General features: G+C 40.4%; 17 protein-coding genes and 1 pseudogene. 17 read left to right on the forward strand and 1 reads right to left on the reverse strand.

The annotated features are described in order from the left end of the window. Window positions 1-152: 152 nt before the first annotated feature. The 12 genes from ACTHOQ_RS11095 (at window position 153) to ACTHOQ_RS11150 (ending at window position 14,724) form a co-directional block, all read left to right on the forward strand. Window positions 153-1,205, forward strand: coding sequence for a glycosyl hydrolase family 8 (locus ACTHOQ_RS11095; RefSeq protein ID WP_440496209.1), 1,053 nt, complete (start codon window positions 153-155; stop codon window positions 1,203-1,205). After that, a complete protein-coding gene (locus ACTHOQ_RS11100; RefSeq protein WP_440496210.1) occupies window positions 1,195-2,046 on the forward strand; it encodes a GGDEF domain-containing protein in 852 nt (283 codons plus the stop codon). Before ACTHOQ_RS11095 ends, ACTHOQ_RS11100 begins: the two co-directional genes overlap by 11 nt. Beyond that, window positions 2,036-3,682 carry a hypothetical protein gene (locus ACTHOQ_RS11105; protein WP_440496211.1) on the forward strand — a complete coding sequence of 549 codons (1,647 nt, stop codon included), beginning with the start codon at window positions 2,036-2,038 and terminating at the stop codon, window positions 3,680-3,682. The genes ACTHOQ_RS11100 and ACTHOQ_RS11105 overlap by 11 nt, the downstream gene beginning before the upstream one ends. Next, a complete protein-coding gene (locus tag ACTHOQ_RS11110; protein WP_440496212.1) occupies window positions 3,682-4,953 on the forward strand; it encodes a glycosyltransferase family 2 protein in 1,272 nt (423 codons plus the stop codon). Before ACTHOQ_RS11105 ends, ACTHOQ_RS11110 begins: the two co-directional genes overlap by 1 nt. A gap of 1 nt (window position 4,954) precedes the next feature. Continuing rightward, entirely contained in the window at window positions 4,955-6,976 is a 2,022-nt protein-coding gene (locus tag ACTHOQ_RS11115) for a cellulose biosynthesis cyclic di-GMP-binding regulatory protein BcsB (protein ID WP_440496213.1), read from the forward strand. A gap of 199 nt (window positions 6,977-7,175) precedes the next feature. Then, window positions 7,176-7,625, forward strand: a complete 450-nt coding sequence (ahrC, locus tag ACTHOQ_RS11120) for a transcriptional regulator AhrC/ArgR (protein WP_440496214.1) — start codon at window positions 7,176-7,178, stop codon at window positions 7,623-7,625. A gap of 16 nt (window positions 7,626-7,641) precedes the next feature. Continuing rightward, window positions 7,642-9,333, forward strand: coding sequence for a DNA repair protein RecN (gene recN / locus ACTHOQ_RS11125; protein ID WP_440496215.1), 1,692 nt, complete (start codon window positions 7,642-7,644; stop codon window positions 9,331-9,333). A gap of 192 nt (window positions 9,334-9,525) precedes the next feature. Next, window positions 9,526-10,455, forward strand: a complete 930-nt coding sequence (locus ACTHOQ_RS11130; protein ID WP_440496216.1) for a SpoIVB peptidase S55 domain-containing protein — start codon at window positions 9,526-9,528, stop codon at window positions 10,453-10,455. A 349-nt stretch (window positions 10,456-10,804) separates the two neighbouring features. Further along, the gene (spo0A, locus tag ACTHOQ_RS11135) at window positions 10,805-11,596 is read left to right on the forward strand and encodes a sporulation transcription factor Spo0A (RefSeq protein ID WP_440496217.1); all 792 of its coding nucleotides are present in this window, start codon (window positions 10,805-10,807) and stop codon (window positions 11,594-11,596) included. 256 nt (window positions 11,597-11,852) lie between these two features. Continuing rightward, entirely contained in the window at window positions 11,853-12,287 is a 435-nt protein-coding gene (locus ACTHOQ_RS11140) for a hypothetical protein (protein ID WP_440496218.1), read from the forward strand. A 149-nt stretch (window positions 12,288-12,436) separates the two neighbouring features. Then, window positions 12,437-14,008 carry a flagellar assembly protein A gene (locus ACTHOQ_RS11145; protein ID WP_440496219.1) on the forward strand — a complete coding sequence of 524 codons (1,572 nt, stop codon included), beginning with the start codon at window positions 12,437-12,439 and terminating at the stop codon, window positions 14,006-14,008. Next, a complete protein-coding gene (locus ACTHOQ_RS11150; protein WP_440496220.1) occupies window positions 14,008-14,724 on the forward strand; it encodes a glycerophosphodiester phosphodiesterase in 717 nt (238 codons plus the stop codon). Before ACTHOQ_RS11145 ends, ACTHOQ_RS11150 begins: the two co-directional genes overlap by 1 nt. Window positions 14,725-14,772: 48 nt before the next feature. Here ACTHOQ_RS11150 and ACTHOQ_RS11155 read toward each other — a convergent pair whose 3' ends face one another. After that, complete coding sequence (locus ACTHOQ_RS11155; RefSeq protein WP_440496221.1) at window positions 14,773-15,006, reverse strand: DUF2627 domain-containing protein; 234 nt, start codon at window positions 15,004-15,006, stop codon at window positions 14,773-14,775. A gap of 414 nt (window positions 15,007-15,420) precedes the next feature. On the opposite strand from ACTHOQ_RS11155, the gene ACTHOQ_RS11160 reads away from it, so the two are divergent. From ACTHOQ_RS11160 to ACTHOQ_RS11180, 5 genes and pseudogenes are all read left to right on the forward strand, one after another. Then, window positions 15,421-16,515: a Leu/Phe/Val dehydrogenase gene (locus tag ACTHOQ_RS11160; RefSeq protein ID WP_440496222.1), complete on the forward strand. Its 1,095-nt coding sequence runs from the start codon at window positions 15,421-15,423 to the stop codon at window positions 16,513-16,515. Between the two features lie 29 nt (window positions 16,516-16,544). Beyond that, window positions 16,545-17,954: a dihydrolipoyl dehydrogenase gene (gene lpdA, locus ACTHOQ_RS11165; RefSeq protein WP_440496223.1), complete on the forward strand. Its 1,410-nt coding sequence runs from the start codon at window positions 16,545-16,547 to the stop codon at window positions 17,952-17,954. Between the two features lie 19 nt (window positions 17,955-17,973). After that, window positions 17,974-18,984, forward strand: coding sequence for a thiamine pyrophosphate-dependent dehydrogenase E1 component subunit alpha (locus ACTHOQ_RS11170; protein ID WP_440496224.1), 1,011 nt, complete (start codon window positions 17,974-17,976; stop codon window positions 18,982-18,984). Continuing rightward, a pseudogene (locus tag ACTHOQ_RS11175) lies at window positions 18,984-19,971 on the forward strand (alpha-ketoacid dehydrogenase subunit beta). Before ACTHOQ_RS11170 ends, ACTHOQ_RS11175 begins: the two are co-directional and overlap by 1 nt. Window positions 19,972-20,032: 61 nt before the next feature. Further along, window positions 20,033-21,358, forward strand: coding sequence for a dihydrolipoamide acetyltransferase family protein (locus ACTHOQ_RS11180; protein WP_440496225.1), 1,326 nt, complete (start codon window positions 20,033-20,035; stop codon window positions 21,356-21,358). Window positions 21,359-21,426 lie beyond the last annotated feature (68 nt).

A 21,426-nucleotide genomic window follows, 5' to 3' on the forward strand; every position in this document is an offset into this window, starting at 1 on the left:
ATATGAAACTAGTTATTGAGTTTTTGGGTATAAAATACTAAAAACGGTTCTTTTTTTATATTCCTGAAATAAATATAATTTCCATTGAACTATTCTAATTAATTATATAGTATAATTTATAGACAATATGAAACTTAGAGGATGACTTAAGTGTGATATATAAACTTTCCGAATTATCTCTATTTCTCCTGCTCATACTATTCCTCGCTTCCTGCCAAAAGGAAGAGCCTAATTTCCAACCATTACCATCAAACGCTCGATTTATCGATACATATTTGATTGAACAAGGATGGCTTCAAACAGATTTAAGCGAAAATAAAAATGTTTATTTATCAGAATCGATTGGTCTTTGGATGCAGTATTTACTTAAGATTGGCGATCAGCAACGTTTTGAAGAGCAAGTAAAAATATTAACGAATCACTTTATTACAGACGATTCCTTAATTTCCTGGCGTTATTCCGATGGCCAAGCGTCGCGAACGAATGCGTTAATTGATGATTTTCGCATAATGGCAGCATTGAATAAAGCGGGCGAAATGTGGGATAAGAAAAAATACAAAAATCTGGCGAAAGCGATTGGGAAAAGCATCGTCGCTTTTCAATTAAAGGATGGAACTTTTATTGATTTTTATGATGGGACATCCTCAAATGATGTTCTTACATTATCGTATTTAGATCCGGGAGCCATTTTGTTTTTGCAGCAGGAAAAGTTATTGACCGCTGAGCAAGCAACTGTAAATTTGAATTTGCTGAAGGAAATACCGATGCAAAGCGGGTTATATGCACAGCGTTTTTATCCGTTGGAGCACCGGTTTGAATATGATCGGGAAGTCAATCTCATCGATCAATATTACATAGCGTACCACCGCATTCTTGCCGGTATACCGATAGAGGAAATAATCAGCTTTACGAAGCAAATGCTGACAGAGCATGGCAAGCTATATGGCCGCATCGATGCCGAAAGCAAACAATTCACAGTCGACTATGAATCACCTGCTGTTTACGCATTAGCCTATATGGCGATGGAACGTGCAGGTGAACAAAAACTTGCACAGCAGCTGCTTTTGAATATGGAGCAATTGAAAGTAAATGATAGTAAAAGCGAATATTTCGGAGGCTATATAGATATGTCAACCCGACAAACGCATTTTTTTGATAATATACTCCCATTACTGGCAGAGGCAGGTACTGGCAATGAAAAATAATAATAAAACCATTTTATTAATCCAGATGCTCTGTTTAGTTTGTATTCAGTCGATATTTTTATATATTATTGATACGGATAAAATAGAGCAATTATTACTCGTCGTATTATTAATAATTGTTATTGCTGTCACACTCTTTACAGGTACACTTGGCGGACTGATTTTTAGTTTGTTCATCATTTTTTGCGCGGGAACGATTTTGCTCCTGCAATCGGGAACAGCTTTAATCGGCAGCTGGCAAACGATTACGGTCGATCAATTTCTTCAGTTCGGAGTCATCTTGATTGTCTCCATATTGCTGACAGGCTCCATTCAGGAAAAAATAACAGGATTAATGAAGCAAAATGCCAAATTGCAAAATGATCTGCAGCAATTTGTTTCGATTGATGTGGATACATCGTTCGATTCGGCGCAAAGGATGGAAGTTGAAGTGAAAAGGGAATTGAGCAGGATTAATCGCCATGGCGGCAGATTCACAATATTGCTGTTTCAAATCGATTATTTTGAGGAATTTCAGCAAGTGTATGGTCACAAGGAAGTACAGCATCTTTTAAAATGCATCGGAAATAGAGTGAACAGTCTTGTAAGAACGACCGACAGAAAGTTTAGGCTTGATAATAATCGTTTTGCGCTTTTACTAATCGAGACGAAAAAAACATCAATCGAAATCATTATTGATAATCTATCAAACGGTTTACAAGAACATGAACTATTGAACGGCAAAAAAGTGACGCTCACTTTCCATATGAGCTTTGAAGAATGCAATAGCGATATGGAAAATATCGATTACGATACATTAATGGCCGACTTGGAAAGCGAGATTGTTTTTTATGCGATGTAAAGCCGTTATTACTATATTGTCACTTTGCATGTTCATCAGTATATTCCCGCATAGCATAGATGCAAAAGGCTCACATGAAACGGGAGCCGTCACTTTTATATATGAAGCGAACACCGAGCAGGAATACGCAACCGTTCGATTGATTGAAGCGAATTTAAGCGGGCTTTTTGATGAAGTCATCATGCAATCATTTGAAGAGGCGGAAGAGGGTCCGATTCAATCAGATGTAGTTGTTGGCTATACCCGAAATGCGGCCACTTCAGAACATGCTGTTTTACAGCAAAATTTGGCGAACTATAATGGGCCAGTGATTGCGCTAGGGCAGTTTTTTAAAGTTGCGCCACAATTTCCGGATTGGGAGAGCAAAAGCTATATTCCAGTTCATACAATCGCAAATATGACTTTACATAAGCTGTACATGCTGCGTCATGTGCAAATCGATTCAAGTTCACAAGTATTGCAATATGCGAAAGGCTACAATGAAGAAGTGCCGTTAATCGTGCAGCATAATGAGCACCGGGCACTTTTTTTGGAGCATTACACTGAGCTGGAAGCCCAAATTTTAATGAATGGTTTATTCAATTTATATAGTGAAAAGTATGAGGACCTCTCGCATCCTTCATATATTGTAGTTGAACATATAAATCCATTGACCGATACTGAAAAACTAACAGAAGTAGCGAATGAATTCATCGATAGAAATATTCCACTCGTTTTAAGTGTTTCATCGATTTATATGAATGATGAATCGAATAAGAGTGCCGCATTGTCCGATTCGGAGCCGCTTGTGCGGTTATTGGCTGAACTCCAGCGGCAAGGGGCTATCATTGTCGTCAATGATTATATCGATTATGGTATAAATGCGAATAATGATGAAGGAATAGCGGTCGATACGGAGCAAGCTTTTGCTGATTTTGACCACGTTTCAGGGCTAACGGTGTCACAATCAAATGGGCAGCATGCCAGTTCAATAGGAAAAAGCAATTTTTCGACCGCGATTCAAATATTGGTGCAGAAAGATTTATTTCCGGCTGCTTTTTACAGTCAAAATGATCGCTTATTGCAAGCGGATTATTTGGAAATGGCCGATTATACGTCTACATTTTTCGGGAAGCTTTCATTATCCGACGACGCCTCGATTGAAAAACAGGGTCCCTTTTTCATTAGCGAGCCAATCTTACTGAATCGTCAAAAGTTATTTCCTATTACATTAAGCGCTCCGCAGTATAATTATGATGATCCATTGTTGGCGATGAAAAATGAAATCGGCCGTATTATGCAAGTGGACAATGCCGTTTTAAGCACTACGTTTTCAATGTATGACGAACTGTCCACTTTATCGGCGATTCTTTCGACTTTTGAAAATGTCCCCAATATGCAGTGGTATGATTTTCAGCAAGAACCCTTCCATATACAAACCGATAAATTTCAAATCGAAAATGAAGAAGGTATTTATAAAGTGCAATCAAGCTGGACAACAATTGACGAACTGAAATGGAGATTCCGTGACCGTCCACTGGAAATTATTTTATGGGTGCTTGTCTTTTTGCCAATCGCCTTTGTCATCTTGTTTACAGGCAATATTTTCTTTTTAAGATTGCGCTATCGAAAAAATTTATTTGAGGAGAGAACATAATGGCAAATATCCTATTTTATACGTCGCTATTTCTAATTTGGATTATGTTGCTCTATCATATGTTTCTTGCACAAGGCGGCTATCTGCACTACAAACGATACCGGCAGGAAATACCGACATGGGATAAAAAACTGCGCGCGCTGCCGCAAGTGCCGAAAGTTTCTGTTTTTATTCCCGCACATAACGAAGAAATGGTTATTGCGCAAACATTAAAGGCGATGGTCCGTCTTAATTATCCGAAAGACCGGCTGGAAATTATACTGATTTGCGATAATTGCAGCGACCGGACGAAGGAAATAGGCGAATCGTTTGTAAAAGATTTTCCGTTTTTGCGTGTAATCGAAACAGAGGACCCTTTAAAAGGCCGCGGGAAGGCGACTGCCTTAAACTATGCGCTGCAAAATTCTTCAGGGGATATTGTCGTTGTATATGATGCGGACAATACACCGGAAAAGGATGCGTTATGGTATTTAGTGATGGGGCTTGTCAATGATGATAAAGCGGCAGCAATGGTCGGGAAGTTCCGTGTCATAAATGCAAAAAAAACATGGCTCACACACTTCATTAACATTGAGACAATCTGCTTTCAATGGATGGCGCAAGCAGGACGGTGGTTTTGGTTTGGTGTTGCGACAATTCCAGGCACAAACTTCGCTATAAGACGGAGTGTAATCGAGCAATTAGGCGGCTGGGATGCAAATGCGATGGCAGAGGATACGGAATTGACGATTCGGGTATATGATTTAGGCTACCATATACGATTTTTCCCGGCAGCTATAACATGGGAGCAGGAGCCGGAAGTGTTTCGTGTTTGGTGGAAGCAGCGAACACGGTGGGCTCGTGGCAACCAATATGTTGTGCTGAAATTTATCCGTAAAATTTTTAGCTTGCGGCAAAAGCGCATTATGTTTGATATTTTCTATTTTTTCTTCACATACTTTTTATTTTTCTTCGGTGTGATCATGTCAAACTTAATATTTGTCGTCAATATGTTTATTGATTTAAATTTATCGGTCGGCAATATAGCGATCGTACTTTGGATTATTGCGTTTTTGCTGTTTTTGACTGAAGTGATGATTACATTGAGCATCGAACGTAACCAGCTTACGTGGCGCAATATTTTGTATGTATTAGCAATGTATTTTACATATTCGCAAATGTGGATTGTTTTAGTTGTGCACTCACTGTTTTTGGAAATAAAGCGCGTCATAAAAAAGGAAGACCACAAATGGTATAAAACAGAGCGGTTTTCGGTAAAGGGGGATAAGTAATATGAAGCATTTATTAAGCGTGTTGTTTGGCTTCATCGCTTTTCTTGTATTTCAAACGACTGTCTTGGCAGTGGAAGTTAAATTGCCGATTGAAGGTGTAAGCGAAACGACAAGAAGTCCTTTATTCACGGAAGAAGTGACATTGGAAGGTGAGTCAGGGGAAGTTGAGTTTGTCTATGAACTGTTGGAAACGCAGCAAGCAGAAGGACAAAAATTGCAACTGTATTTCAATCATTCACAATTATTGATCGCTCCTTCTTCATTGACTGTAGCAATTGATGGGGTGGCGGTCCAATCAATAGGACTTGACCGAAAGCAAACGGAATTAGCCGTCATTTTGCCAAGCAATGCATTGAAGGAAGGTTCCCATACGATTTCAATTAAATATGCAGGCATTTTGAAAGAGGGGATTTGCGTTGAGCAAAATACAAGCGGGAATTGGCTCACATTGGAAATCGCCTCCTTTATAGATATTCATGCGACGGTGCATGGACAGCTGCGGGACTTAAACCAATACCCAGCTTATTTTGTCGGGACTGATACGAGAAATACGCAAATTATCGTCCCGGACGAGCCGACATTAAAAACGCTTAATGCAGCATTGCAGTTGACAAATTACTTGTCCAGCAGCTCGGCATACAACAAAGTCAAACTATTAAAAGAATCGCAAGTAAAAATGATTACCCATGCAACGGTTATAATCGGACAGGAAAATCAGTTCAAAAATGCATGGCTGAACGAGCTCATCGATAAAGGAAAAGCGGACGACGGGTTGTCTCTTTCTATACAGCCAATCACTGTAAAGCAATCGGCTTCGAAAAATGTGCTTGTCATTACAGGAAAAGACGATGCGGAATTCGAAAAAATTGGTGTATTAACGGAAGATTCCTTTGTTAAGCAATTGCAAGGCAGCCGATTAACGGTTACAAACATGCCAGTATCGCAAGAAAACACGGATAGAAATAAAATAGCGTTTAAAACGATGGGTATTCCGAGCATGACATTAGGCTATGGGAAAACAAGTTCGGATACATATTATTATTATATGCCGTACTACCCATTCAGCGATATGAAAGCCAGTATTCAATTGCATTTGAAAATTTCTGAAACGATTCAATCGAGTCAATCAGAAAAAAACAATCCATCGGAGGAATTAGTGCTCCTCGTAAATGAGGTGCCGCACAGCATTGATTTGCGTGAAGTGAAACGTGATAAAAATGGCGATATTTTTGTCGAAGTTCCGCTAAGCAGTTCGGTTTTCACACAATCTACTTTAATGCGCATTCAGCTTGCCGCAAATGGTCTGCATGAAAAAACGCAATGTATACAATCCGATCAGGCAAAATGGGTGTATATTGATGAAGCAAGTGCCATAAATTTCAATGTTGACAAGCAAACAGTGGCAGAATTTAATTTTCGCTTCTTTCCTTTTCCGAACAGCGATGAATCTGTGATGGTTGTAGTGCCGGAGCAATATCGCTGGTCCGATCTTTTAGCTGTTTATGAAGCACTTACAATCAATAATAAATTGCCTACTATTACGCTCGTACAGTCCGGGAAAGTGACAGAGGCTGATTTGAAAAATGGTCATGTGCTATTTATAGGTGGTAAAAAACAGCATAAACAATTACAGGATGAGGTGTTGGTCGTCCATTATAACGACAATATACCTGATTTGACAGAGCATGGATTTTTCAATGTATCACAATTTGCTTTTATCCAAAATAATCCTTGGAATGAAGATTTCGCTTTAGTCGTTTTGGATGCGATCGGGGACGCTGATCAATATGCTCCGAAAGAATTTATGACGAGCTTAAAACTATTAGGAGAAAATGCGAAAATTGCGGTCAACGGCAATGCAGGAAAAGTTTTTACGAATGAAGCAGAAGTAACGGAAAAAAACTTTTCCCAGGCATTCACGTCGAATATGCTCGATAGCAACAGTTTCTATTTATTTTTCATCTTATTTTTCATCGTCATCGCAATGATTATTTATGTGTGGCGAAAAAAGAAAAAGAAATAAAGGTTTGAAAGGGAACGGCTTCGTATAGTTGGTCACACAATTTATACGAAAAGCGGTCCCTTTTTTTGATTCGAAAAGTGGAAAGTGGTTGATAAAAAGGGATTTTTGAACGTATGTACGGTTTTTTCTTGTTTTTCTTTTATGCAAATGGTAGTGTAAATATACATATATTCCTATCTATTTTAATGAGGTGACTTTTGTGAATAAGGGACAACGCCATATTCGTATTCGAGATATTATTACAAATAATGAAATTGAAACACAGGATGATTTAGTAGATCAATTAAAAAACGCAGGATACAATGTCACACAGGCAACGGTATCACGTGATATTAAAGAATTGCATTTAGTAAAGGTTCCGTTGCAGGATGGACGCTATAAATATAGTTTACCAGCCGATCAACGCTTTAATCCGATTCAAAAGCTGCATCGCTCGTTGGCAGATGCATTCGTGTCGATTGATGGCGCCTCACATTTTTTAGTAATGAAAACATTGCCGGGTAACGCAAATGCGATCGGTTCGTTATTGGATCATTTGGACTGGCCGGAAATTTTGGGGACTATTTGCGGGGATGACACGATTTTAATTATGTGCCGTACGGAAGATGATCGTGAAGAAATAAAAAATCGCTTATTAGATATGCTGTAAACCGAGGTGGAATGGTTTGTTAAGAGAATTAAGCATTCGAAATTTTGCTATTATTGATGATTTGACCGTTAGTTTTTTTGGCGGTTTGACTGTATTGACGGGAGAGACGGGTGCCGGAAAATCCATCATTATTGATGCGGTCAATATTTTGGCAGGTGGGCGCGGCTCGACTGAATTTATTCGTCACGGCGAAAAAAAGGCCGAATTGGGCGGATTATTCCAAGTGAACAATAACTATCATCCGATATTTTCTAAATTAGAAGAACATGGCATTGAGGCGGAAGAGGGAACGATTATTTTGCGTCGGGATTTAAACGATTCCGGGAAAAGTATTTGCCGGGTAAACGGCAAACTCGTTCCGCTGTCTGTTTTACGGGAAATAGGCGGCAGTTTGATTGATATTCATGGCCAGCACGAAAACCAGGAGCTCATGGATGAAAAATTCCATATTCACTTATTGGATCATTATGCACATATTGCGTTACAGGCTGTTAAAGATGAATATGATGTGGCATATGAAGCATATCGCCAATTAAAAAAAGAAGTGGCCGAGTTAAGCATGGACGAGCAGCGGATGGCGCAGCGCATTGATTTATATCAATTCCAAATCCAGGAGCTGGAACAAGCTGCGCTGCGGATCGATGAAGAGGAGGCGTTAAATGAAGAGCGTCTTCGCCTCATGAACTTCCATAAAATTTTTGAGCGGGCGAATATGGCATATGAAGCAATTTCCGGGGATGCGAATGGGCTTGATTTTATCGGCAATGCGATGAATGCGCTTGAAGATATTGTGATGCTTGATGCTCATTTTAAAGAGCCTTCGGAAGCGGTCACATCAAGCTTTTATGCACTTCAGGATGCAGCATACCAAATTAAACATGTGCTTGATGACTTGGAATATGATGCCGAGCGTTTAAATGAAGTCGAACAACGTCTAGCATTATATCAAAATATGAAGCGTAAATACGGCACGACGGTGGAAGAAATTTTGGTATATTACGAAAAAATCGAAGAAGAGCTAAGCCAGCTGATGAACCGTGATGAAACAATGCAAAGAAATGAGCAATTATTGGCGGAGATGGAATCGAATTTACACCGGATTGCCGATGAATTGACGGAAATCCGAAAAGAAAATGCGTTGAAGCTCAGTGAAGCAATTATGAATGAATTGCGCATGCTGCATATGGAAAAAGCGCAGTTTATCGTTCGTTTCGAGTCATTAAACCAGCTTGATGCACATGGCAAAGATGGGGTCGCATTTTATATTTCGACAAATGTCGGGGAGCCTCCAAAGTCATTGCCGAAAGTTGCTTCAGGCGGAGAACTTTCTAGGATGATGCTTGCTTTAAAGACGATTTTTTCCACGTCCAATGGCATTACGTCGATTATTTTCGATGAGGTGGACACAGGTGTAAGCGGGCGTGTTGCCCAGGCTATCGCGGAAAAAATAGCGGCGATTTCAGTTAATTCACAAGTGTTATGCATTTCGCATCTGCCGCAAGTTGCTGCAATGGCAGATCACCATTATTATATTAAAAAGCAAGTGGAGCATGACCGCACCTTTACGACGATTTCGGAAATGGAAGAGAAAGAGCGCATTGAGGAAATCAGTAGAATGATGAGCGGGGCAGAGATTACAGAACTTACGCTGCAGCACGCATCAGAGCTTATTCAAATGGCTAATGAGCGCAAAGAAACGATGAGTTGACAAATAAAAGCCGTCCAAAAAATTTAAAATTTTGGACGGTATTTTTATATTCATAAAATGCAAAAATAAGCAGTAACAGTACAGTGATGCGTAAAACTGATTAATACATTCTAATTTTTCCTCATATCAACAAAATTTTTCCGTTCATAACTCCTTAATTTTTTTCACATAGTAAGCGCATAGAGGAGGTGAATGATCATTAAAAAATGGTGGATACTCGTTGTAATGCTTTTTGTGATGTCACCAATGCAAGTTTTAGGGAAATCTTTAATTCCGATGGGGCATTCAATTGGGGTGCAATTGCAAATGCCCTATGTCATCGTTGCGCAAGACGTGTTACTGGAAAATAGTGAGTGGTTGAAAAAAGGAGAACGCATTTCTGAATTGAATGGTGAAAAGATCAGTCAGTTAGACGAGTTGTCCGGTGAGGGCGAAACGTTTATACTGACAGTTGAAAATGGAAAGCAACAACGAGAAATCGGCGTATCAACACACCAATTGATGCATTTAAAACCATTTTTGAAAAGTGAAACAGATGGAGTAGGCACACTGACGTATATCGACCCTGAAACGATGGAATATGGAGCACTCGGTCATCAAATCGTAGACTCAACGATTAAGCAGCCTCCGAATTTCAGCAATGGTGCTATTTATGAAGCGTCCATCTCACAAGTGAAAAAAAGTACACCTGGCCAGCCTGGATACAAAATTTCAATTGTAGATAAATCACAATCCCCGCTCGGTACGGTAAACAGCAATGATGTTTACGGTATTTTTGGAAATTGGGAACAATCTTTACATGACAGTTTGCATCAACCGCTTGAAATTATACATGCCAATCAATTGAAAAAAGGAAAAGCACAAATATTAACGGCAATCGACGGAGAAGCGGTCAATTTGTTTGATATAAAAATTGACAAACAAACTGATAATACGTTTACGTTTCATGTCACTGATGAACGGCTTATAAATAAAACGGGCGGCATTATCCAGGGGATGAGCGGCAGCCCAATTATTCAGGACAATCAATTTGTCGGTGCCGTAACCCACATGTTTATCGAGGAACCAACGAAGGGTGCTGGGATTCTCGTTATCGAAATGCTAAAAAAAAGCCCTAATTAAGAACTTTTTGACTATACTTTTCACAAAAGTGTAGTCATCTTTTCCTTTTTTAATTAAAATGGTACATATAGATAATTCGACAAATGTAGAACCATATATTTCCTTGTCGATTTGGATAGAAAATATAATACCACATACTCATTTTTGTGTGTTCGAAAGGATTTTTAACAATCCTGTCGAAACTTCACTAAATGACAATGCAAAAAATAGGGATAGAAAGACAACTGTCGATCATTTTTGTTACAATTATATGACAAAGCAATTTTGCGACAATTGTTAGGAAGTTCATAACGATTTGCCATTGCATTTTACAAAGAAGGAGCAGGCCAAATTTAAAGGGGGATTTTGTTTGACAAAGGTTAAAATTGCGATTGTTGATGATAATCGCGAATTAGTGAAAATGATGGAGATGTATTTTGCAAACCATGCGCAAATTGAAGTTGTCGCAACTGCATCAAATGGAAAAATGTGTATTAAAATGTTGGACGAGCATAAAATCGACGTGCTGCTTTTAGATATAATTATGCCGCATTTAGATGGTTTGGCTGTATTGGAAGAAATGTATAATGATGAGCGACACATGCATACACAAGTTATTATGCTGACTGCTTTTGGACAGGAAGATGTCATGAAGCAAGCCGTGAATTTTGGCGCTTCTTATTTTATGCTAAAGCCATTTGAATTTGAGCAGCTTGTGCAAAAAATACTTCACTGTGCCGGAAAGAAATTCGAACTTGAAAAACGTGTTCCTATTTTGGCGACGAATAGCACGACAAAAATTGATTCCAGACTACTAGATACGACGATTACAGGGATCATTAAAGAAATCGGGGTCCCTGCACATATTAAAGGATACGCCTATTTACGTGAGGCGATTCAAATGGTGTACAATGATATTGAACTATTAAGCTCCGTAACGAAAATCCTGTACCCTGAAATCGCAAAAAAATTCGGCACAACGCCTTCTCGTGTGGAACGAGCAATCCGTCATGCCATTGAAGTCGCATGGAACCGCGGCAGCTATGAAAACATTTCTGAGCTGTTCGGCTATACCGTGCACCATATGAAGTCAAAACCGACGAACTCGGAATTTATAGCGATGATTGCGGACAAGATCCGTATTGAGATGGTGGCGAGTTAATAGATATGTATTGAACTAAGTTTAATTTTATAAGAAGGGGGTAATGACAGCTAAGTAAGGCATTTAAAGTCTTCGTTTTTACCTCCTTTTTAGAATGATATGCTTGAAGTCCATATTATTCTCTTTCGTGCCCAGCATATACTGGGCACTCTTTTTTTTGCTCTCTATACTGTCATCTTTTTTTAACGTTAATTTTACATTATTAATGTTTCGGGAAAGTAAAATGATAGGAAACGGTGAAAAGGAGAGATGAAAGATGAAACGATGGAAACTAATGCTGCTCATTTTAAGCTTGCTAATCATCACACTGCTCATAAAATTTCCCCTCAACTTAAATGCATCTTCCTCAAAACCAGCCGATTTTACGGGTGATGTTGTGAAAAACTATACAGAGGATTTACGCCCGCAACGTGAAGCATGCTACAATGATATATTATTATTGGGTACATTAACTAATCCGCAGCTCCAGGCGAGAAAAATTGAGCTTCAAGCATATTTAAATGAGTTGAATGATATTAAAAATGTCATAATTTCGAATAATATAAACAATAGGAATTTGTACACTTCTATTGAACTAGATATTATGTTGATAAAAAATACTCTACGAGCAATTGAGACTAAAGATGAAAGCTATTTAAGTGATGTATCAGAAATGTATTATAATTTATTACAATATCAACGTTTGCTGTAAAAGATGGTTATAGGTAATATTACCTTGGTGAATTAATACTTTTGATTTATTTTGATTTCTATGATAAAAAACCTTATTAATAGGCAATATTTAACTAAACAAATATCCGAAATTTGTATATACTGTAATGTATGAGGAGGAGGATATGCGTGGTTATTTTTGAAAATCGTTTTTTTGAAGTAGAAGAAAATAACGGAAAAGTATATATAAAAACGATACAGCCAGGCTTTATGTTAAAAGATTTTGATACGATTGTGCGCCTAAATCCTCGCATCAAACTAACCAATTTTGCAGTATTGAAGAAAGTTCTAAATGAAGTGACAAACAATCCGGTGGAAATCGGCACATGGCTGCCATCCGTTACATTGGAAGTGTCGCGCGATAAAATGTCCGCTTCTCTTTTCGTATTCGAAACAGTCGATTTTATACGAGAAAACCAACAATCCTTTCAGCAAGATGTAAAAAAGCTATTAGAAGAAAATGATATTAAGCACGGAATTTTAGATATTAAAATGGAATCGATTGTTAGTGGAAAGGCGATATTGATTGCGCAGGGGACGCCACCCGTTAAAGGGGAAGATGCACAAATAAGATATCTGCAAATCCCCGAACGAAAACCCGTTATCCGCGAAGATGGGAAAGCGGATTACTATGACATGAATTTTATTTTCGAAATTGAAGAAGGTGCATGGTTGGGCGAAAAAGTCCATGCACAGTCAGGTATTCCAGGAACGAATGTCCACGGAGAGCCAATTGCTGCTCAAAGGGGACGGGATTTACCGCTGAAATATGACCGCAAATCCGCGTATGAAGAGGAAGAGGACGGCAAGACGGTTCTTCGCTCTAAAATAAGCGGTGTATTCGAAGACCATAAAGGTATGGTAAGCGTCAATCACCATTTGCCGATTAGCGGCGATGTAGGCGTTGAAACAGGGAATATTGATTTTAATGGATCGATTTCGATACGGGGCACGGTTCAGGCCGGTTTTTCGGTTATTGCCAAAGGCGACATTTCGATTGAAGGTCCTGAAGGTGTATCTGGCGCAAAACTCATTAAGTCCATTGACGGCGATATATTCATTCGCGGAGGCATTTTTGGGCTCGGTCAAACACGTGTAGAAGCAGGCGGAAATATTTTCGTAAAGCATGTGAACGAAGCCCATTTAGTTGCAGGCCAGGATATTAACATCGGTTTTTACGCGTTGGGCTCAAACATTTCAGCACATTCAATTTTAGTTGATGAACGAAAAGGGAAAATTATCGGCGGAACAGCAATAGCCAAAAGCACGATTGTTTCCGCGATTACCGGAAATCGATTAGAGCGGCGTACAGAGCTTATCATCAATAGCGTGAACAAAACGGACGGTCTTGAGCTCATCCAGACAAAAGCAGCATTGTTAAAGTCGATGCAGGAAGATACTTTGCAGCTGGAGTCGCAAATTAACCGCATATTGCCTGTCGCTCAGAATTTAACAAAACCGCAATTGGCAGCATTCGAGCAGACAAAACAAAAGCTGGCGTCAAATAAGGAATCCGTTATGAATCTAGATCGGGAAATTAAGCAATTGATGAATGATTTACGCAGTGTCGGCAAGGAAGAAATCCATGTGACTAAAGAAGCGCATCCAGGTACATATATTCAAATTGGCAAAAAGTCATCTATATTATCGACTATGACGAATGGCCGGTTCTTATTGGAATTTGGAGAGTTGAATGTATAATGAATGATATTCCGATTTTTGCCCATCGCGGAGCATCAAGCTTTCATTTGGAAAATACGTTTTCCGCATTTAAAAAAGCAAAAGAAATAGGCGCAGATGGAATCGAACTCGACCTTCAAATTTCGAAGGATGGGGTTTTAGTGGTGTTTCACGATATTGATTTAAAAAGGCTTGCCGGGGTTAATAAACTAGTCGCTGAGTGCGATTATGAGGAGCTTATTCGCTACAATTTAGGAACCCGCTTTAAACGGATGTTTTCCAGAGAGCGCATCATGTCCTTTCAAGATGTATTGAACTGGGCAAACTCAGAAAATATAGCACTGAACATTGAATTGAAAGAATCACTTTTAACGAATGTGCATGCCCTTAAGAATTTACTGAAAAGTATGAAATTACCTCCCGGCAGCCATTTCTCGTCGTTTCACGGAACTTTGTTAGAAACCGTAAAAGAAATACAGCCAAATATTGAAACAGCATTTATTATTACAAAGAAATTTGATTGGTCATCACTCGGCATCCATGCGTATTATGATGCGATTCATGCACATAAAAGATACTATAAAAGCCGGTATTTAAAATATTGTGAAACGGCCAATATCGGCATTCGTTTTTACGGGATCCAAGGAAATGAGTCGTTTTTGGAAAATCCGCATTCAGCTGTCATCGGCTGGATTACCGATTTTCCGCATAAAGTGCGTAAAGCTCGAAATAGATGAAAAGGGTTACTAGAAAATTTTCTAGTAGCCCTTTTTCATTTACGAAAATCATTTTTGCCAGCGCTCTGAAACTTTGCCGCGCTTGCGATCCCGATGCAGTAAAAATCCCGCAAAAAATAAAAACGCAAAAGCAAAGAAAAGCGCTCCTACAACGAACTGTAACCAAATCCATGGAAACGGCGAAATTAATATGCCAAATAGTGTATCACGCATAAATTTAATCCCAGCTGCCATTAAAAGAGCTGGAATGACAAGAACGATAAATGCAGCCATACGCGCCATTTAAAGACCTCCTACCGACTCAATACACTCCCCGTTGCAGTAACGGGGGAAATGCCTTCACTGTTTGAAGTTTCACTTAATTTTACAATGCTAAAAAAGAATGTCAATAATGTTGAAACAATTTAACAGATGGAAATGAGGAATTTGTCCAATATGAGACGGATTATTATACCTATATAACAATTTTATAGATTAAATATTTCGTGTTTCATAATTTTTTTTAGTGCTAAATTATCCGAATTTTCTAATTTAATTAATTTTAGGGATTTCTAGTTGCATCATCTTAAATTTATAAGTATTGTAAAAATAACGATAATAAAGTTATACAAATTTAACTATTTATTATCTTTAAAGAACAAAAAATAATAATATACGAGAAAGTAAGCGCTTTCTTAACTGGAGGAGTAGAGTATTATGGAAATTTTCAAGTACATGCAGAAATATGATTTTGAACAAGTTGTCTTTTGTCAAGATGAGGCATCAGGGTTAAAAGCAGTAATTGCCATACATGATACGACATTAGGTCCTGCTCTAGGAGGTTCACGTATGTGGACTTATGCCTCAGAGGAAGCCGCAATTGAAGATGCACTTCGTCTAGCGCGCGGCATGACATATAAAAATGCTGCGGCAGGTTTAAACCTTGGCGGAGGGAAGACGGTTATTATCGGCGACCCGTTCAAAGATAAAAATGAAGAAATGTTCCGTGCGCTAGGGCGCTTTATTCAAGGGCTGAACGGTCGCTATATTACAGCAGAGGATGTAGGGACGACTGTTGCCGATATGGACTTAATCCACGAAGAAACAAATTATGTGACAGGTATTTCGCCGGCATTCGGCAGCTCAGGCAATCCATCGCCAATCACTGCTTACGGTGTGTTTTTAGGAATGAAAGCAGCGGCAAAAGAAGCGTTTGGCGATGATTCTCTAGCAGGTCGTACAGTAGCGGTGCAGGGGCTAGGAAACGTTGCGTACACTTTATGCGAATATTTACATAAAGAAGGCGCAAAATTAGTTGTTACAGACATTAATCAACAAGCAATCGACCGTGTAGTGACGAATTTCGATGCGGTTGCTGTTGCACCTGAAGCGATTTATGAGCAGGAAGCGGATATTTTCGCTCCATGTGCACTTGGAGCGATCATTAATGACGAAACAATTCCGAAATTAAAAGCGAAAGTAATTGCAGGCTCTTCGAATAATCAGCTCGCTGAATCGAAACATGGTCAAGTTTTACATGAAATGGGCATTGTATATGCGCCGGACTATGTTATCAATGCAGGCGGAGTAATTAACGTGGCAGATGAATTATATGGCTACAACCGTGATCGTGCGATGAAGCGCGTCGAAACAATTTACACAAGTTTAGAGAAGATTTTCGCGATTTCAAAACAGGAAGATATCCCGACATATTTAGCGGCGAACCGTTTAGCTGAAGAGCGTATTGCGCGTGTTGCGAAATCTCGCAGCCAATTTCTTCAAAATGAAAAAAATATATTAAATGGACGTTAATTTGCAATCGGAAAAAAGGGGGGCTGGTTATGGCGAAAGAATATGATGTCGTTATTTTAGGTGGTGGCACAGGCGGTTATGTCGCGGCGATTCGTGCCTCGCAACTAGGCTTGAAAACGGCGATCGTTGAAAAAAATAAGCTTGGGGGCACATGCCTGCATGCTGGCTGTATTCCTACAAAGGCATTGCTCCGAAGCGCGGAAGTATATGTTCAATCAAAAAAAGCCATCGATTTCGGCGTGGAAGTAAATGATGTAAGCGTAAATTTTGAACGTGTACAACAGCGAAAGTCAATCGTCGTAGATCAGCTTTATAAAGGTGTCCAACACTTGATGAAGAAAGGGCAAATCGATGTGTACAATGGCTTCGGCAGAATATTGGGACCGTCGATTTTCTCGCCGATGCCTGGCACGATTTCAGTCGAGATGAATGATGGCACTGAAAATGAAATGCTCGTTCCGAAAAATGTCATTTTGGCGACAGGTTCACGACCAAGACATTTGGAAGGTTTAAAAGTCGATGGGGAAAAAATCTTTACATCAGATGAATTTTTAACGATTGAAAAACTGCCGAAGTCGGTCATTATTATCGGTGGAGGCGTCATCGGTGTAGAGTGGGCTTCGATGCTCGTTGATTTTGATGTCGAAGTGACGATTTTAGAGCTTGGTGACCGATTATTGCCTACAGAGGATGAGGCAATTTCGGCGGAGATGCTTAAATCATTGAAAAAGCGCGGTGTGAACATTCACGTGAATGTACAGCTTGATCCGTCTACAATTGATGCACAGGATCACGTTACGGTTCAATTAAACGATGAGAAAATTTCGGCAGAGGCATTGCTATTATCGATTGGAAGAGTTGCGAATACCGAAAATATAGGCATTGAAAACACTGAAATTGAAATCAAGAACGGTTTTATTTCTGTAAATGATAATTTCCAAACGAAAGAAAGTCATATATATGCTATAGGTGACGTCATTGGCGGCATGCAATTAGCGCATGTTGCCTCACATGAAGGTATACATGCAGTCGAGCATATTGCAGGCGGGAATCCCGCACAGATCCATTATGCAAATATAGCGAGAGGGGTTTACAGTAATCCTGAAGTCGCGAGCACTGGTCTTACGGAACAGCAAGCCAAAAACAACGGCTATAAGACGATTGCGAAGACCTTCCCGTTTAAGGCAATTGGAAAAGCGATTGTTTATGGTGAAACAGAGGGCTTTGTTAAGGTAATTGCAGATGAAGAATCGAATGATATTGTCGGGGTGCATCTAATTGGTCCGCATGCAACAGATTTGATTTCAGAAGCGGCGCTTGGCTTATTTTTAAATGCTTCATCATGGGAAGTCGGACAGATGGTGCATTTGCATCCTTCATTGAGCGAGATTATTGGAGAAGCTGCATTGGCAATTGAAGGGAAAGCTATCCATTTCTAAAAGTGAGCGGGGGGATTTTATGACTGAAAAGAACATAACACACGAGCAATTAGGTTTAACGGATGAAGACGTAATCAAAATGTATGAAACGATGCTAATGGCGCGCCGAATCGATGAGCGCATGTGGCTATTGAATCGTGCGGGCAAAATTCCGTTCGTTATATCGTGTCAAGGGCAAGAGGCGGCTCAAGTAGGTGCTGCCTTTGCGCTTGATCATACAAAGGATTATATTGCACCATATTATCGTGATATGGGGGTAGTGCTTCACTTCGGGATGACTGCGAAAGATTTAATGCTGTCCGCTTTTGCGAAGGCAGAGGACCCGAATTCGGGGGGCCGACAAATGCCGGGCCACTTCGGGCAAAAAGAAAACCGAATTCTTACGGGTTCTTCCCCTGTAACGACACAAGTGCCTCATGCAGTAGGTGTAGCGCTTGCAGGAAAAATGCAGCAAAAGGATTTTATTACATTTGTAACGCTTGGTGAAGGCTCGTCAAACCAGGGGGATTTCCATGAAGGGGCGAACTTTGCGGGTGTGCATAAATTGCCTGTCATCATCATGGTCGAAAACAACCAATATGCGATTTCCGTTCCGGTAGAGCGCCAGTTAGGCTGTGCGCAAGTATCGGACCGGGCGATTGGCTATGGGATGCCCGGTGTAACGGTAGATGGAAAAAACCCATTGGAAGTGTACAAAGTAGTAAAGGAAGCGGCAGATCGTGCACGCAGCGGTGAAGGTCCATCGTTAATCGAAACGGTTACTTTCCGTCTGACGGCGCATTCTTCCGATGATGACGATCGTCAATATCGTACAGCGGAAGATATTGCGGAAGGAAAAGCGAAAGACCCGATTTTGCTGTTTGAAGCGTATTTAAAGGAACGCGGTGTTGCCGATGATGCGCTATTTAAGCAAATTAACGATAAAATTATGGAAACTGTCAATGAAGCGACAGACTATGCAGAAAATGCAGCCTATGCCTCACCAGAACATGCATTGCGTTTTGTGTATGCGGAAGGAGAAGATGCGTAATGCCGGTAATTTCTTATATTGATGCGATTAACTTAGCGATGAAAGAAGAAATGGAGCGAGATGACCGTGTCTTCGTATTGGGTGAAGATGTTGGTTTAAAAGGCGGGGTATTTAAAGCGACGACTGGATTGTATGACCAATTTGGCGAAGCGCGCGTACTTGATACGCCATTAGCGGAAAGTGCGATTGCGGGTGTCGCGATCGGTGCAGCGATGTATGGCATGCGCCCGATTGCAGAAATGCAGTTTGCGGATTTTATTATGCCTGCGGTCAATCAAATCGTGTCGGAAGCGGCGAAAATCCGCTATCGTTCGAACAATGACTGGAGCTGTCCGTTAGTTGTCCGCGCTCCGTTCGGCGGGGGAATTCATGGTGCGCTTTACCATTCCCAATCGGTTGAAGCGATGTTTGCTGGTACACCTGGCTTAAAAATCGTCATTCCTTCGACACCATATGACGCGAAAGGATTATTGAAAGCGGCAATCCGTGATCCGGACCCAGTGCTGTTTTTCGAGCATAAGCGTGCATACCGCCTAATTAAAGGCGAAGTTCCGTCAGATGATTACACATTGCCGATCGGTAAGGCGGATGTGAAGCGCGAAGGTGATGATGTAACGGTCATTACGTACGGCTTGGCTGTTCACTTTGCATTGCAAGCGGCAGAGCGTCTGGCGAAAGATGGTATTGAAACTCATATTTTGGATTTGCGCACAGTTAGTTTATCCGCTTGATCAAGAAGCGATCATTGAGGCGGCAAAGAAAACAGGGAAAATTCTACTCGTAACTGAGGATAATAAAGAAGGCAGCATTATGAGTGAAGTTGCAGCGATTATCGCAGAACACTGCTTATTTGATTTGGATGCGCCGATTAAGCGCCTTGCAGGTCCCGATGTTCCAGCAATGCCATACGCGCCGACAATGGAGAAGTTTTTCATGATTAATCCCGACAAAGTTGAAAGCGCCATTCGAGAACTAGCAGCATTTTAATATTGACAATTAACTTTGTACTATTTTTGCAAAGGCCTATTAGTTAAAGGGGGATTGTTAAATGACAATTCAAAATATCGTAATGCCACAGCTTGGAGAAAGTGTAACAGAAGGTAAAATTGAGCGCTGGCTTGTCCAAGTTGGTGATAAAGTGAACAAATATGACCCGTTAGCGGAAGTGACAACGGATAAAGTAAATGCGGAAATCCCATCTTCTTTTGCAGGCGTCATAGCAGAACTCATCGCTTCGGAAGGGGATACATTACCAGTTGGAGCGATCGTATGCACGATTGAAGTGGAAGACTCAGAGCTGCCAGCCGCACCAGCGGAAAAAAGCTCGAATGTAAGCTCGGCGATACTAAATGCAGGGGTGCAGCGGAAAGAAGCGGAAACGGTTGTCAAAAAAGATGAGAAGCCGGTCCGCACCGAACGCAAACCAGGCAGATTTTCGCCGGCTGTTCTTGCATTGGCAGCAGAGCATGAAGTTGATTTGTCGCAAATTGAAGGCACAGGCGTAGGCAATCGCATTACGAGAAAAGATGTCGAAGCATATGTAGCGGCAGGCAAGCCTACAAGCCAGGCAATTTCGCATGATGAACAACCGACAGCGATTGTTGAGCCGCAGCGCGAAGCAACGTCACCGCCACCAGCTCCTCAAGCTAAAAACGAAATGGTTGCATCTACTGGGGATATCGAAATTCCAGTGACGCAAGTACGTAAGGCAATCGCAAAAAATATGCTGCGCAGTACACATGAAATTCCGCATGCATGGATGATGATGGAAGTCGACGTTACGGAGCTTGTCGAATACCGGGACAGCATTAAAGAGGAGTTCAAGAAAAAAGAAGGATTTAACTTAACATATTTTGCATTCTTCCTAAAAGCCGTTTCACAAGCATTAAAGGAATATCCAATCATCAATTCAGTATGGGCGGAAGATAAAATTATTCAAAAGAAAGATATCAATTTATCAATTGCGGTTGCGACGGATGACGCATTATTCGTGCCGGTTATTAAAAATGTCGATGAAAAATCGATTAAAGGAATTGCAAAGGAAATTCATGAATATGCACATCTTGTCCGCAATGGAAAGCTGAAACTCGAGCATATGCAAGGCGGCACGTTTACGGTCAACAATACTGGTTCATTCGGTTCGGTTCAGTCGATGGGCATAATCAACCACCCGCAAGCCGCTATTCTGCAAGTGGAAAGCATTGTGAAAAGGCCTGTAATAGTACAGGGTAATATGATTGCGCCAAGATCAATGGTAAATTTATGTTTATCATTAGATCACCGAATTTTGGATGGCATGATTTGCGGCAAATTCCTATCCCGCGTGAAAGAAATTCTCGAAAATGTCGATAAACAAAAGATGTCAGTCTACTAAAACTACCGCGAAAGCCTGTAAAATAAGGCTTTCGCATTTTTTTACTCTTTATTGTCAGAACTTTCTCG

The organism is Solibacillus silvestris, from assembly GCF_051967575.1.
Taxonomy (GTDB): domain Bacteria; phylum Bacillota; class Bacilli; order Bacillales_A; family Planococcaceae; genus Solibacillus; species Solibacillus silvestris_B.